11 protein-coding genes and 1 tRNA gene are annotated in these 13,861 nt (G+C 69.4%); 7 read left to right on the top strand and 5 right to left on the bottom strand.

All coding sequences use genetic code 11. The features are described 5' to 3' along the window. Position 1: 1 nt before the first annotated feature. Complete coding sequence (gene dnaK / locus ABD169_RS02890) at positions 2–1,849, bottom strand: molecular chaperone DnaK (RefSeq protein WP_046455522.1); 1,848 nt, start codon at positions 1,847–1,849, stop codon at positions 2–4. Between the two features lie 226 nt (positions 1,850–2,075). Between dnaK and ABD169_RS02885 the strand changes: the two genes are divergently transcribed. From ABD169_RS02885 to ABD169_RS02870, 4 genes are all read left to right on the top strand, one after another. Then, positions 2,076–2,975 carry a hypothetical protein gene (locus ABD169_RS02885; RefSeq protein WP_344029058.1) on the top strand — a complete coding sequence of 300 codons (900 nt, stop codon included), beginning with the start codon at positions 2,076–2,078 and terminating at the stop codon, positions 2,973–2,975. 4 nt (positions 2,976–2,979) lie between these two features. Beyond that, positions 2,980–4,296, top strand: coding sequence for an MFS transporter (locus ABD169_RS02880; protein ID WP_344029055.1), 1,317 nt, complete (start codon positions 2,980–2,982; stop codon positions 4,294–4,296). 4 nt (positions 4,297–4,300) lie between these two features. Beyond that, positions 4,301–5,563, top strand: coding sequence for an ATP-dependent DNA helicase (locus tag ABD169_RS02875; protein ID WP_344029051.1), 1,263 nt, complete (start codon positions 4,301–4,303; stop codon positions 5,561–5,563). A gap of 707 nt (positions 5,564–6,270) precedes the next feature. Then, a complete protein-coding gene (locus ABD169_RS02870; RefSeq protein WP_344029048.1) occupies positions 6,271–6,843 on the top strand; it encodes a hypothetical protein in 573 nt (190 codons plus the stop codon). A gap of 65 nt (positions 6,844–6,908) precedes the next feature. Here ABD169_RS02870 and ABD169_RS02865 read toward each other — a convergent pair whose 3' ends face one another. Then, positions 6,909–8,024, bottom strand: coding sequence for a biliverdin-producing heme oxygenase (locus tag ABD169_RS02865; RefSeq protein ID WP_344029045.1), 1,116 nt, complete (start codon positions 8,022–8,024; stop codon positions 6,909–6,911). A 142-nt stretch (positions 8,025–8,166) separates the two neighbouring features. Between ABD169_RS02865 and ABD169_RS02860 the strand changes: the two genes are divergently transcribed. Continuing rightward, positions 8,167–9,435 carry a serine hydrolase domain-containing protein gene (locus ABD169_RS02860; RefSeq protein WP_344029042.1) on the top strand — a complete coding sequence of 423 codons (1,269 nt, stop codon included), beginning with the start codon at positions 8,167–8,169 and terminating at the stop codon, positions 9,433–9,435. Between the two features lie 112 nt (positions 9,436–9,547). Next, positions 9,548–9,618: transfer RNA gene (locus tag ABD169_RS02855), tRNA-Gly, on the top strand. A 166-nt stretch (positions 9,619–9,784) separates the two neighbouring features. Here the strand turns inward: ABD169_RS02855 and ABD169_RS02850 are convergent. After that, positions 9,785–10,657 carry a sulfurtransferase gene (locus tag ABD169_RS02850; RefSeq protein WP_344029039.1) on the bottom strand — a complete coding sequence of 291 codons (873 nt, stop codon included), beginning with the start codon at positions 10,655–10,657 and terminating at the stop codon, positions 9,785–9,787. A gap of 153 nt (positions 10,658–10,810) precedes the next feature. Here ABD169_RS02850 and ABD169_RS02845 point away from each other — a divergent pair, with 153 nt between their 5' ends. After that, positions 10,811–11,695, top strand: a complete 885-nt coding sequence (locus ABD169_RS02845; RefSeq protein WP_344029036.1) for an exodeoxyribonuclease III — start codon at positions 10,811–10,813, stop codon at positions 11,693–11,695. Between the two features lie 121 nt (positions 11,696–11,816). On the opposite strand, the gene ABD169_RS02840 is transcribed toward ABD169_RS02845, so the two are convergent. Then, positions 11,817–12,938, bottom strand: a complete 1,122-nt coding sequence (locus tag ABD169_RS02840; protein ID WP_344029033.1) for an ABC transporter permease — start codon at positions 12,936–12,938, stop codon at positions 11,817–11,819. Next, positions 12,935–13,825: an ABC transporter ATP-binding protein gene (locus ABD169_RS02835; RefSeq protein ID WP_344029030.1), complete on the bottom strand. Its 891-nt coding sequence runs from the start codon at positions 13,823–13,825 to the stop codon at positions 12,935–12,937. The genes ABD169_RS02840 and ABD169_RS02835 overlap by 4 nt, the downstream gene beginning before the upstream one ends. Positions 13,826–13,861 lie beyond the last annotated feature (36 nt).

Here is a 13,861-nt window from a genome sequence, read left to right as displayed (position 1 = left end):
GTTACTTCTTCTCCTCGTCGTCCTCGACGACCTCGGCGTCCACCACGTCCTCGTCGTTCGACTCGGGAGCGGCGGTGCCGGCCTCGGGGGCGGCGTCCTGAGCGGACTGGTAGATCGCCTGGCCGAGCTTCTGCTGGCTCTCGCCGAGCTTGTCGGCGGCGGTCTTGACCGCGGCCTCGTCGTCACCGGCGAGCGCCTGCTTCAGCGCGTCGAGATCGCCCTGCACCTCGGTCTTGACGTCCTCGGGCAGCTTGTCCTCGTTCTCCGAGATGAGCTTCTCGACCGAGTAGGCGAGCTGCTCGGCGTTGTTGCGGACCTCGGCGGCCTCGCGGCGCTTCTTGTCCTCGGCGGCGTGCTCCTCGGCCTCGCGCACCATGCGATCGATGTCGTCCTTCGAGAGGCTCGAGCCGCCCGAGATCGTGATCGTCTGCTCCTTGCCGGTGCCCTTGTCCTTCGCGGACACCTGGACGATGCCGTTGGCGTCGATGTCGAAGGTGACCTCGACCTGCGGCACGCCGCGCGGAGCCGGCGCGATGCCGGTCAGCTCGAAGGTGCCCAGGTTCTTGTTGTCGCGGGTGAACTCGCGCTCGCCCTGGAACACCTGGATGGCGACCGACGGCTGGTTGTCGTCGGCGGTGGTGAAGGTCTCGCTGCGCTTGGTCGGGATCGCCGTGTTGCGCTCGATGAGCTTCGTCATGATGCCGCCCTTGGTCTCGATGCCGAGGCTCAGGGGGGTCACGTCGATGAGCAGGACGTCCTTGCGCTCGCCCTTCAGCACGCCGGCCTGCAGGGCTGCGCCCACGGCCACGACCTCGTCGGGGTTGACGCCCTTGTTGGGCTCGCGGCCGCCGGTGAGCTGCTTGACCAGCTCGGAGACGGCGGGCATGCGGGTCGAGCCGCCGACGAGCACCACGTGCGCGATGTCGGAGACCTTGACGCCCGCCTCGGCGATCACGTCGGTGAAGGGTTTGCGGGTGCGCTCGAGCAGATCCTTGGTGAGCTCCTCGAACTTGGCGCGCGAGAGCGTCTCGTCGAGGTTCGCCGGGCCGTTCTCGGTGAGCGAGAGGTACGGCAGCTGGATCTGGGTGCTCATCGAGTTCGAGAGCTCCTTCTTGGCCTGCTCCGCGGCCTCCTTGAGGCGCTGCAGGGCGATCTTGTCGTTCGAGACGTCGACGCCGGTCGACGACTTGAACTGCTGGATCAGCCACTCGACGACGCGCTGATCCCAGTCGTCGCCGCCGAGGCGGTTGTCGCCGGCGGTCGCGCGGACCTGGATGGTCGAGAAGTCGTCGTCCTTGCCCACCTCGAGGAGGGAGACGTCGAAGGTGCCGCCGCCGAGGTCGAAGACGAGGATCAGCTCGTCCTCCTTGCCCTTGTCGAGGCCGTAGGCGAGGGCCGCGGCGGTGGGCTCGTTGATGATGCGGAGCACGTTGAGGCCCGCGATCTCACCGGCCTCCTTGGTGGCCTGGCGCTCGGCGTCGTTGAAGTACGCGGGGACGGTGATGACCGCGTCGGTCACCTTGTCGCCCAGGTAGGTCTCGGCGTCGCGCTTCAGCTTCATGAGCGTGCGCGCGCTGATCTCCTGCGGCGTGTACTTCTTGCCGTCGATGTCGGTGGTCCAGTCGGTGCCCATGTGGCGCTTGACGGACGCGATGGTGCGGTCGACGTTGGTGACGGCCTGGCGCTTCGCGGTCTCGCCGACGAGCACCTCGCCGTCCTTCGTGAACGCGACGATCGAGGGGGTGGTGCGGAAGCCCTCGGCGTTGGCGATGACCGTGGGCTCGCCGCCCTCGAGGACCGCGACGACGGAGTTGGTGGTGCCGAGGTCGATACCGACTGCACGTGACATGTGCTCTCCTTGCTGTTGTGCGGCGGCCGTGGGCCGCCCGGTTCTGGTGATTCTGCTCCGGGACCGCTCGGGATCCCGAATCCGGTGCGAACTCAGAAGGTTGAGTCGCTTGTGCTCAAGTTTATCAAAACGGGTCCCGCCGTCAACCTCGGGCAAGTGAACTTGAGTCGAACACACTCAACTCTCAGCTTCGACCCGGCCGGCGACGCGGCACTACGCTGACCTCATGCCGGCACTCGACCTCGGTCCGCTCACGGATCCCGACGACCGGGACGCCGCACGCGCACTCTCGGCGGAGATCGACCGCCGCCACGGCCGCACGAAGGCCGGCACCGCGATCGGGACCGGCTGCGCGCTCCTGCTCGTCATCGTGCTCGGTCTCGGCCTCGCCGCCGCGTTCGCCATGGGCACGCTCAGCGGCGGCTCGGCCTGGTGGCTCCTCCCGGCGGGCGCCGTCGCGATCCTCACCGTCTGGCTGTGCGTATTCGTGCTGCGCGGCGCGGTCCGGCAGAGCCGCGCACTGCCCGACCAGCGCTGGCGCATCACCGGCTTCGCCGCGGCGAACGGCATCGAGCTCGTCGAACGCGAGGCCGATCCTCCCGCCGTCGGATCGGTGATCGGCCGGGGCAGCAAGGATCGGCGCCTCGAGGGCGTGCTGCGCTGGCCGGATCGTTCCCTCGAGGTCGGCGAGTACCACTCCACCGACGTCGGCTATCGCGGGATCGAGTCGCCCGTGAGCTTCGGCTACATCAGGATCGCGCTCGGCGGCTCGGCCCCGCCGTTCCTGCTCGACGCGAAGGCGAACAACTCGATGGTCGACGGCGGCAGCATCGCCGGCTTCGTCGATATGCGCGATCCGACCCGGCTCCGCGCCGCAGACGGAGCCCGCTTCACCCTGTGGGCGTGGAAGCGCGACGGCGAGCGCGCAGCCGCGTTCGTCGATCCGGAGCTGCTCGATCTGCTCGCGGCGCGCCCGGTCGATCTCGAGGTCCTCGGCGAGGAGGCGTTCCTCTATTCGCCGCGCCTGATCCCGGTCACCGATCCGGAGCTGTGGCCCTGGCTGCTCTCCGTGGTGGACGCGCTCCGGGCGCGGACCCCCGGTGTTTCCCCGCAGGCGCTACCCTGAGCGCATGATCGCCCCGAATACGGCCACCGACGCAGCCGCCGACGCCCCGGCCGTGCGCAAGCGCACCGTCTTCGCCTGGTCGCTGTGGGACTGGGGGTCGGCGTCGTTCAACGCGGTCGTCACCACGTTCGTCTTCAGCGTGTACCTCACGAGCGACTCCTTCGGCCCCGAGCAGGTCGTCTCGGCGAAGCTCGGCACCGCGCTCCTCATCGCCGGCATCGTCGTCGCGCTGTTCGCTCCCGTGATCGGGCGCCTCTCGGACGCGGCCGGGCGGCGCAAGACCTGGCTCGGCATCAACACCGCGATCGTGGTCGCCTGCACGGCGCTGATGGTGCTCGTCGCCCCGGCCGAGCAGTACCTCATCCTCGGACTCGTGCTGCTCGCGGTCGGCAACGTCGCATTCGAATTCGCGAGCGTCAGCTACAACGCGATGCTCGGGCAGATCTCCAACAACCGCAACGTCGGCAAGATCTCCGGCTTCGGCTGGGGCATGGGCTACCTCGGCGGCATCGTGCTGCTCGCGATCCTGCTGGTCGGCTTCATCTTCCCCGACGTCGGCTGGTTCGGCGTCACGAGCGAGGGCGCCTGGAACATCCGCGTCGCGATGGTGCTCGCCGCAGCCTGGTTCGGGATCTTCGCCGTACCCGTCTTCTTCGCGGTGCCCGAGATCCCCGTCGCCGCCGAGTACCACGGCGCCGGGCGCGGGATCCTGACCGCCTACGCCGACCTGTTCCGCAGCGTGCGGAACCTGTGGCGCACCGCCCGCCAGACCCTCTTCTTCCTCATCGCGAGCGCCGTGTTCCGCGACGGACTCGCGGGCGTCTTCACGTTCGGCGGCGTGATCGCGGCGCGCAGCTTCGGCTTCGACTCCACCACGGTCATCATCTTCGCCATCGCCGCGAACGTCGTCGCCGGGCTCGCCACGATCCTGATCGGCATGTTCGAGGACCGGATCGGCGCGAAGTCCGTCATGGTGTCCTCGCTCACGCTGATGCTGTTCTGCGGCCTGCTCGTCTTCCTGCTGAACCCGCTCGGATCCTGGGTGTTCTGGGTGTTCGGGCTCCTGCTGTGCATCTTCGTCGGACCCGTGCAGTCCGCGAGCCGCTCCTTCCTCGCCCGCCTCATCCCGCCCGGCAAGGAGGGCGAGATCTTCGGCCTCTACGCCACGACCGGCCGCGCGGTGTCGTTCCTCGCGCCCGCCGGCTTCACGCTCGCGGTCGCGCTCGGCGGATCCACCATCTTCGGCATCCTCGGGATCGTGCTCGTGCTGATCATCGGCCTGCTCCTGCTGCTGCCCGTGCGCGCCGCTCGGGTACCCTAACGGGGTGCCCCGCCCCGAACTCAGCCCCGAGCAGCTCGCCGTCTACGAACGGATCGAGCACACCCGCGAGCACATCTTCGTCACAGGGCGCGCCGGTACGGGCAAGTCGACGATCCTGAACCACCTGGCGTGGAACACGAGCAAGATCATCGCCGTGTGCGCGCCGACGGGCGTCGCCGCGCTCAACGTGGGCGGCCAGACGATCCACTCGCTGCTGCGCCTCCCCACCGGCGTGATCGCCGACCACGACCTCGACCAGCCCGCCGAGCTGAAGAAGATGCTCTCCTCGATCGACACCCTCGTGCTCGACGAGATCTCGATGGTCTCCGCCGACCTCATGGACGCGATCGACCGCGCGCTCCGGCAGGCGCGCGGCAAGAAGCACGACCCCTTCGGCGGGGCGCAGATCATCATGTTCGGCGACCCCTTCCAGCTGCCGCCCGTGCCGCCGCGCGACCCGCACGAGCGCGCCTACTTCAACGACACCTACCGCTCGCTCTGGTTCTTCGACGCGAAGGTGTGGCGCGACTCCCCCATGAGCATCATCGAGCTCACCGAGGTGCACCGGCAGCGCGACAGCCGTTTCAAGCAGATCCTCGGAGCCGTCCGGCACGGCGTCGTCGACGCCGACATGGCCGGCGAGCTCAACGCGGCCGGGGACCGCCCCGCCCCCGCGGACGCGCTCACCCTCGCGACCACCAACGCCACCGTCAACAAGATCAACCAGGAACGGCTCGCGGGGATCACGGGCGGGGCGATGCGCGCCGTCGCCGAGGTGAACGGCGAATTCCGCGAGAACACGTTCCCCGCCGACGAGGTGCTCGAGCTCAAGCAGGGCGCGCAGGTCATGTTCCTGCGCAACGACCCCGACGGACGCTGGGTCAACGGCACCATCGGCACCGTCTCGCGCGTCTCCGGCACCGTCTGGGTCGAGGTCGACGACGAGGAGTACGAGGTCGAGCCCGCCGTCTGGGAACGGTTCCGGTACCGCTACGACGCCGAGACCAAGAAGCTCGAGAAGGAGGTCGTGGCCGAGTTCGAGCAGTTCCCGCTGCGCCTCGCCTGGGCCGTGACCATCCACAAGTCGCAGGGCCACACCTACGACCAGGCCGTCATCGACCTGGGCCCTCGCGCGTTCAGCGCCGGGCAGAGCTACGTCGCGCTGAGCCGCGTGCGCTCCCTCGAAGGGCTCTACCTGCGTCGGCCGCTGCAGCCCCGCGACGTGATCGTCGACCCCAACGTCGTCAGGTTCATGCAGGGGAGGTAGGGCGCGGGCTCGAGCTCGTGTGCTCGTGCTCGCGTGCTCGTGCTCGTGTGCTTGTGCTCGTGCTCGTGTGCTCGCTCGCTCGCGAGCGCGCACACGCGTTTTCTCCGTCGAGTGGCGGCAAAACGATCGAATAGCCGGCCGATTGCGTCGTTTTGCCGCCGTTCGATGGATCCACTCGCGCCGCACTTCGAACCGTCTACCCCTCCACAGTCCGCATCCATGCCGGATCGCGCACCGACGCGCTCTGGCCTGTGGATAACCGCCATCATCCTTGGCGTGCCGGGCAAGCTGCTTGCATGCCCCGACGCCCAGCTCCCCTCCCCGAGCCGCTCCGCGAGCCCGCCTTCACTCTCGCCGAGGCGCGGGCGCTCGGCGTGACCTCGGCTACTCTCGCCCACTCGAGGTTCGAGCGTCCGCATCACGGGGTCCGACGTCTCGGCGCACCTCAGCCTGCACCACCGAGGCGGCCGAGCTATGTCGAGGACCGGGTCCGCGCGCGGGCACGGGACTACGCACCGCTGCTGCGCCGAGAAGAGTGCTTCAGCCATACGAGCGCGCTTCTCCTGCACGGGGTGCCGCTCCGAGTTCCCGACGAGTTGCACGTGACCGCCCCGTCGCCGCTCAACCGATCGACGGGTCGCGGGGTCATCGGCCACCGCACCTCCGAGCGATTCGCCCCGGTGCCGAGTACGAGCGGTCTCCCGTGCGTGCCCGCCTCCCTCGCGCTCCTGCAGTCCGCCGCGACGCTCCCGTTTCTCGAACTCGTGGTCGCCCTCGACCACCTGCGCCGCCCTCGCCGGGTTCCCCACGGGGCTTCACTCACCGAGTCGGAAGTCGACGCGCTCCTCATGCGCAGTCGCACGCGCGGCATCACGCGACTGCGCGACGCGTGGTCGGTGTCCCGGCATGGCGCGGAGTCCCGAATGGAGTCCCACCTGCACTACGTGCTCGCCTCGATGGGCCTTGACGACCTCGAGCTGCAAGCAGATCTCTACGATCGTTCAGGAGCCTGGATCGGACGATTCGACCAGGTCGATCGAACGCGGATGCAAATCCTCGAGTACGACGGCGAGCAGCACCGCACAGACCGCCAGCAGTACCTCCGCGATCTCACTCGTCTCGACCACGCTCGGGACCTCGGCTACAGGATCCTCCGAACGCACGCCGAAGACCTCCATCCGCTGCGCCGCCAAGAGACGGAGCAGCGGCTCAGCGCATTCCTCGGCCGCGAACCCCGGCCGTTGCGCGTCGGCCTTGCTCGAAGGTTCGCCGAACGATGAGGATCACCGCGCCTACGGCGTCTCCGACGCGACCCCTCTTTTCAGAGAGAGCCCGCCGAGCCGTGTTAGTTCGCGGCCTTCGCCCGAGCCAGATCGCCGAACACGTCGGTGTTGAAGCGGTAGGCGGTTCGCACCTCGGCCAGCACGCGATCGCGCTCCGCCTGATCGAGCGTCTCGCCCAGCGCATCGAGCTCGGCCCGGTACCGGCCCTTGAACTCAGCGAGATCACCGAGCGACGAGAAGTCGTAGAACGAGATGCCCGCGTGCTCGAAACCGAACTGCTTCCCCACGCGACGCGCGATCATCTGCCCGCCCGACAGGTCGCCGAGGTAGCGCGTGTAGTGGTGCGCGACGAGACCCGGAAGCCAGCCCTCGTCCGCGATCTCACGGATCCGGGCCGCGTACGCCGCCGTCGCGGGAGTCGGTTCGATCCGCTCCCGCCAATCATCGCCGACCAGGAACTCCAGATCCTCCTCGAGCGCGGCCATGCGCTCGAGGTCGTCCGAGTGGAATCCGGCGAAGCGGGCGTCCTGCTCGAACTTCGCCGCGCTCTCCTCGAGCGCTTCGTACATGAAGTAGTGCTGCACGGCGAGCGCGACATAGTCCTCGCGAGTCCCCCGGCCGCGCATGATGCCCTCCATGAACCCGGCGCCCTCGCTGTCGGAGTGATCCGACCAGGAACCGCTGCGGATCTCGACCGAGAACGCGACGGGACCCTCCTGCGCCGGGGCTGCGTGCGGGTTCGAACCGGCGTGAGCCGCCTCGCCGTGTCCGTGTCCGTGTCCGTGTCCGCCATGAGGATGAGCACCGCCGTGGGCCGCGTGCTCCGAGCCGTGCGGGTGCGCCGCATCGCCCTGGCCGGGCAGGTGCTGCGGCGCCTCGTGCTCGGCACGCGGTTCGACGCCCAGGCGCTTGCATGCCTCACGGTAGAGCAGCACGACCTCGCGGCGGATCTGGGGCCGCTCGGTGATCCGACCAGCGGGCCAGGGAACGCAGAGCTCGTGCTCGCCCGCGGAATCCACCACGGTCCAGCAACCGTGTTCCCCGGTCAGACCCGTCATCGTGCTCGCCGTCGCTTCGGGGTACCCGAAAGCACGCGCGATCAGCAGGTTGTCGTCGGTGTGGTCGCCGTTCATGTGGCCGATCACACCGGAAATGACGGTCTCGTCGAAATCACTCACTCCGACATCCTAACTAAGGCTTGCCTAACCCCGCACCTCGGCCCTGTTCCGTGCGCGCACCACCGGCCGGGCTCAGCGGCCTCCCGAGAACCAGGCAGTAGAATCGCGAATGTTCTATGCCTGCAAACAGATTGGCGGTCCGGTGATTTCGAAACTCGCTCGACGCTCCCGCATCGCTGTGATCGGTGCCGTCGCCGTCGCAGCTCTCGGCCTCACCGCGTGCACCGGCCAGGGCTCCTCGAGCGGCGCGGACCCGGTGAACACCATCGACAAGGGGCTCTCGGGCAACATCGAACAGGCCGTCCAGCAGGCGATGAAGCAGAGCGGCTCCACCGACGCCATCGTGGGCGTCTGGGGCGGCGACAAGAAGGGCGAGTACCTGCAGGCCTTCGGCGCGGGCAAGCTCGCCGCCGACGCCGCGATCCGCGGCGGCCAGACCACCCAGCCGGCGCTCTGCGCCCTCCTGCTCAGCCTCAACGCGGACGGCACCATCAAGCTCGACCGCGAGGTCTCGAAGGACCTGCCCCGCCAGAAGGGCCTGGAAGGCATCACCTACGAGCAGCTCTGCAACGGGACCTCGGGCCTCGCCGACTTCAAGACGGGCATCAGCGACATCTTCGCGAACAACCCGCTGCGTCCGTGGAGCGACCGGGAGCTCCTCGCAAACGGCCTCGTGCGCTCACCGCTCCCCTGGCCCGGTCAGAACGTCTACATCTCCGACACCGACAGCCTCGTGCTGGCCCGCGCGTTCGAAGAAGTCACCGGCCAGTCCCTCGCAGACCTCCTCAAGAGTCGGGTCTACAGCAAGGCCTCGATGAGTTCGACCTTCTTCCCCGACTCGGGCAACCTGACGCTGCCCAGCGGCGGCATGACCGGGCTCACCTACCCCGCGGCGGGCGGCAAGCCCGTCTGCGAGGCGAAGCCCGCGGAGCTCAACAAGATCTCCACCAGCATGCTCAGCGCGGCCGGCGCCTCGGTCACGACCGTCTCGGACCTGAAGAACTTCTACACCGCCTACTTCTCCGGCACGTTCGGCACGAAGAAGGACCAGGAGCTCATCACCAAGACCCAGTCGACCCAGAATCCCGAGCGCGACAAGGACGGCAAGCCGACCAAGGAGGTCGCCGCGGACCCGAACGCGCAGCAGTACGGCTTCGGCGTCGAAAAGATGGGGCCCCTGTTCGGCCGCAGCGGTTCGATCACCGGTGCCATCACCGCCGCGTACCAGGATCCGTCCACGGGCTACACGGTGGTCGTCACGCTCAACAACTCGAGCGCGGGTGCCGGCTTCGCTCGCGCGCTGGCGTTCCAGATCGCGGCCCTCTCGAAGGACGCGGGCGCAGGCCCGGACGTCCCCTGGAGCGCCGACGATCAGGCCAAGACCCTCGCGGGCGCCGCGATCTGCCAGTAGGACCGCCGCTCGCCGGCAAGCCGCCGCTCGGAGGCGGACCCGCTGGCCGGAGGCTCGACCGTCTGCCAGCGGGGTTCTGCTAGGCTGAAAAGAGTCGGGTCCGCCCGGCACTGGGGATGTAGTTCAATGGTAGAACTTCTGCTTCCCAAGCAGACAGCGCGAGTTCGATTCTCGTCATCCCCTCCGATACGAGAGCCCCGCCCCGGCGGGGCTCTCGTCGTTTCGAAAGCCGCATCCGACTGCGGTTCTCCCCGTCGCACCCGGCCCCGCACCCGGGGCCGTCGCTTCAGCTGCCGCACCCGAAGGACCGCCGCCGCTGAACCGGCGACGACCGCCGCAGCGCGACCCCTCACTCCCCCGTCGCGACCGGCAGACCGGGCGTGTTCGACCACGCGCTCCACGACCCCGGGAACACGACGACCTCGCGCCCGATGAGCGCACCCGCGAGCGCCAACTGCGCCGCCGTCACACCCGAGCCGCAGTAGGCCGCGATCCGCGTCTCGCCCGCACCCGCATCGACACCCGCACCCGCGCCCGCACCGGATCCCACCCCCGCCGACGCGAACGCCGCCGCGATGCGCTCCGGCGAACGGAACCGTCCATCCTCCGTCAGCACCTCCGAGATCGGCAGATTGCGCGCCCCCGGAATGTGCCCCGCGATCGGATCGATCGGCTCGCTCTCGCCCCGGAACCGCTCCGGCGCGCGGGCATCGAGCAGGATCCCGTCCCACTCCGCGACCTGCCCCGTCGTGAGCACCCCGGCCGCGCCGGGCCGCGCGAGCACCACATCGCCCGGCTCGGGCACCACCTCGCCCGGATCCACCGCCCCGCCGGCCGCGATCCACGCCGCGAGCCCGCCGTCGAGCAACCGCACGTCGCCGATCCCGGCCCGCCGCAGCGCCCACCAGGCACGCGACGCCGGCAGCGACCGCGCATCGTCGTACACGACGACCGTCTGCCCGTCGCGGATCCCCCAGCCGCGCGCCGCCACCTCGAGCGCAGCGTCGCCGGGCAGCGGATGCCGCCCATCCGACGGGGCGCCGTGCCGGGCGAACTCCCCCTCGAGATCCGCGAATACGGCCCCCGAGATATGCCCGGCCAGGTACTGCTCGTGCCCGTCGGAGAAGCCCAGCCGGTAACGGACGTCGAGCACGCGCGGCGGCTCGTCGGAATCGAGCCAGGTGCGCAGTTCTTCGGCCGAGATGAGGATCGGTGCGGTCATGCGTCCATTCTGCTCCCGGACCGGAGGAACGGACGGGTCTTCCGGAGGAGATCCGGGTTCCGGAGGAGGAATCTGCGTCGATCGTCCTCCTGAACCCGAATCTCCTTCCGCAGAGCGCACCGGCGGCCAAACCGGGCCGGATACGCTGGATCCATGCGCATCGCCACCTGGAACGTCAATTCGATCCGCACCCGAGTCGGCCGGGTGGTGGACTGGCTCGTCCGCGAGGACATCGACGTGCTCGCGATGCAGGAGATCAAGTGCCGTCCCGACCAGTTCCCGGTCGAGGCGTTCGAGCAGGCCGGGTACCGGCTCGAGATCCACGGCCTGAACCAGTGGAACGGCGTCGCGTTCGCGAGCCGGCACGAGATGACCGACGTCGCGCGCGGTTTCGCCGACATGCCGGGCTTCGGCAAGCCGATCACGGGTCAGGAGGACGTGCAGGGCGAAGGCCCGAACGGCCTCCCGCTCGAAGCGCGCGCCCTCGGCGTGACCGTCGGCGATCTGCGCCTGTGGAGCCTCTACGTGCCGAACGGCCGGGCGCTCGACGACCCGCACTACGCGTACAAGCTCGCCTGGCTGGAGGCGCTGCGCACCGACGCCGAGCAGTGGCTGGCCGAGAATCCCGAGCTGCCGCTCGCGCTCATGGGCGACTGGAACATCGCCCCGCTCGACGGCGATATGGGCGATCCCTCGTTCGCCGTCGGCCGCTCGACGCACGTCTCGCCCGACGAGCGGTCGATGTTCGAGAGCTTCTCGCCGACCGTCACCGACGTGGTGCGCCCCACCGTGCCCGAGGGCTACACCTTCTGGGACTACAAGGCGGGCCGATTCCCCAAGGACGAGGGCATGCGGATCGACTTCATCATGGCGTCAGAAGCGTTCGCCGACGCGGTGACGGGCGCCTCGATCCACCGCCAGGAGCGCACGGGCGATGCACCGAGCGATCACGTCCCCGTCGTCGTCGACGTGGATCCGGGCCGCCTCGGCGAGTCCTACGAGGACGAGGACGACCTCGACCGACCCATGTGGTTCTGATCCGGCCGGACCCACGGTCGGCGATCCGACCGGATCGCATCGCGGATCCCGCACCCGCGGAGAACGCGGCGGGGGCCGCAGACCCGATGGTCCGCGGCCCCGCGCTGCGTTCGACGAGCGTTCAGCCCTTGAGCGCCTCGGAGAGCTTCACCCGGCTGCCGGTGCGCAGGATCGAGTTCTCGTAGATGCGCGCGCCGATGCCGATCACGAGCGCGATCGACGCGATGAGGATCACGATCGCCACGAGCGGCTCCCACCACTCGGCGAGTCCGAGGTAGAGGCGCATCGGCATGCCCACGGGTGCCGAGAACGGCACGTAGCTCATGATCGCGAGCACCTCGGGGTTCGTGTTGAACACGATCACGAGCACGTAGGGGATCATCACGAGCATCATGACCGGGCTCGTGACCGAGCCGATGTCCTCCTGCCGTGAGACGAGCGCCGCGGTCGCCGCGTAGAGCGTCGCGAGCAGGACGAACCCGAAGGCGAAGAGCACGCCGAACCAGATGAGCGCCGTGCCGAGGTCCCCGAACAGCAGGTCCTGACCGGTGGCGAGCATGCCGAGCGAGGCGAGCGCCAGGATCGCGACGACCTGGGCGAGCGCCAGGATGCTGTTGCCGATGATCTTGCCCGCGAGCAGCACGCGGGCGGGCACGGTGGCCAGCAGGATCTCGACGATCCGCGTCTGCTTCTCCTCGACCACGCTCTGCGCGATGGTCGTGCCGAACGTCACGGCGCTCATCATGAAGACGATGCCGAAGCCGATCGCGATGAAGTAGGCGAGCATCGGGTTCTTGTCGAGGGGCTCGAGCAGCTTCACCTCGGGCTGCACCGAGAGCAGCTGCACGACGGACGCGGGCGCCGAGTCCTTCGCGAGCACGGTCACGCCGCCCGCGCCGGAGCCCCCGGGAACGATCGCCGCGTCGACGTCGCCCGAGCGCACGAGCTTCTCGGCGGCGGGCTGATCCGCGACCTTCTGCACGTCGAAACCCGGCGCCTGTTCGAGCACGGCACCGGCGGTGCCGACGACGGCGACCTTGGTGTCGCCGCCGAGCTTCGAGGCGAAGCCGCCGAGCAGCACCGAGGCGAGCACGAGGAGCAGCAGGATCCCCGTCGAGACGAGGAAGGCCTTGCTGCGCACCCGAGTGGTGATCTCGCGCTCGGCGACGAGCCAGGCGAGCCCGGCCGCGCGCGCGGGCGTCGCCGCGGAGGACGATCCTGCGAGGGGAGCGTTGGCAGTCATCGGATGACCTCCCGGAAGATCTGGGCGAGGGACGGGGTGACGGGCGCGAACCGGGCCACGGATCCGCGCGAGACGGCGGTGGCCAGCACCGCCTGAGCGGCGTCTTCGGGGGCGTCGAACCGGGCGAAGCGGCCATCGAGGTGGGTGACCTCGACCCCGGGCTGCTCGCGCACCCAGCCGGCGTCCGCGGTGTCGCCCGAGAGCTCCAGCTCGAACGTCGATCCCGAGTGCTCGGCGCGGAGCGCCTCGCGGGAGCCCGCGGCGCGGATCGAGCCGTCGGCGATCACGACGACGTCGTCGCAGAGCCGCTCGACGATGTCGAGCTGGTGCGAGGAGAACAGCACGGGCGCGCCCTGGGCCGCGAAGTCGCGGAGCACGCCGAGCACGACCTCGACCGCGATCGGGTCGAGGCCCGAGAACGGCTCGTCGAGCACGAGGGCGATGGGATCGTGCACGAGGGCCGCGGCGATCTGGGCGCGCTGCTGGTTGCCGAGCGAGAGGCTCTCGAGCGTGTCGTTCGCGCGCTCCTCGATGCCGAGCCGCTCGATGAGCCCCTCGGCGGAGCGCTTCGCCGCGGCCGAGCCCATGCCGTGCAGGCGCGCCAGGTAGACGAGCTGCTCGAGCACCTTCATCTTGGGGTACAGGCCGCGCTCCTCGGGCATGTAGCCGAAGCGGGAGCGATCCCGCTGCGTGATCTCGGCGCCGTCGAATTCGACGCGCCCCGAATCCGCGGCGAGCACGCCCAGGATGATGCGCATGGTCGTGGTCTTGCCGGCGCCGTTGCCGCCGACGAAGCCGGTCATCCGGCCCGCCACGACGTCGAACGCGACGTCGCGCAGCACCCGGCGGTCGCCGAAGCTGCGCGAGATCGAGTGGAGGCTGATCATGGGTTCTCCCTTCCGACTCCTACGCTAGGGATCCCC

The sequence above is a fragment of the Leucobacter iarius genome, assembly GCF_039530105.1.
Classification (GTDB): domain Bacteria; phylum Actinomycetota; class Actinomycetes; order Actinomycetales; family Microbacteriaceae; genus Leucobacter; species Leucobacter iarius.
The sequence above is the reverse complement of the archived record's forward strand: the minus strand, read 5'-3'. Positions and strand labels throughout refer to the sequence as shown.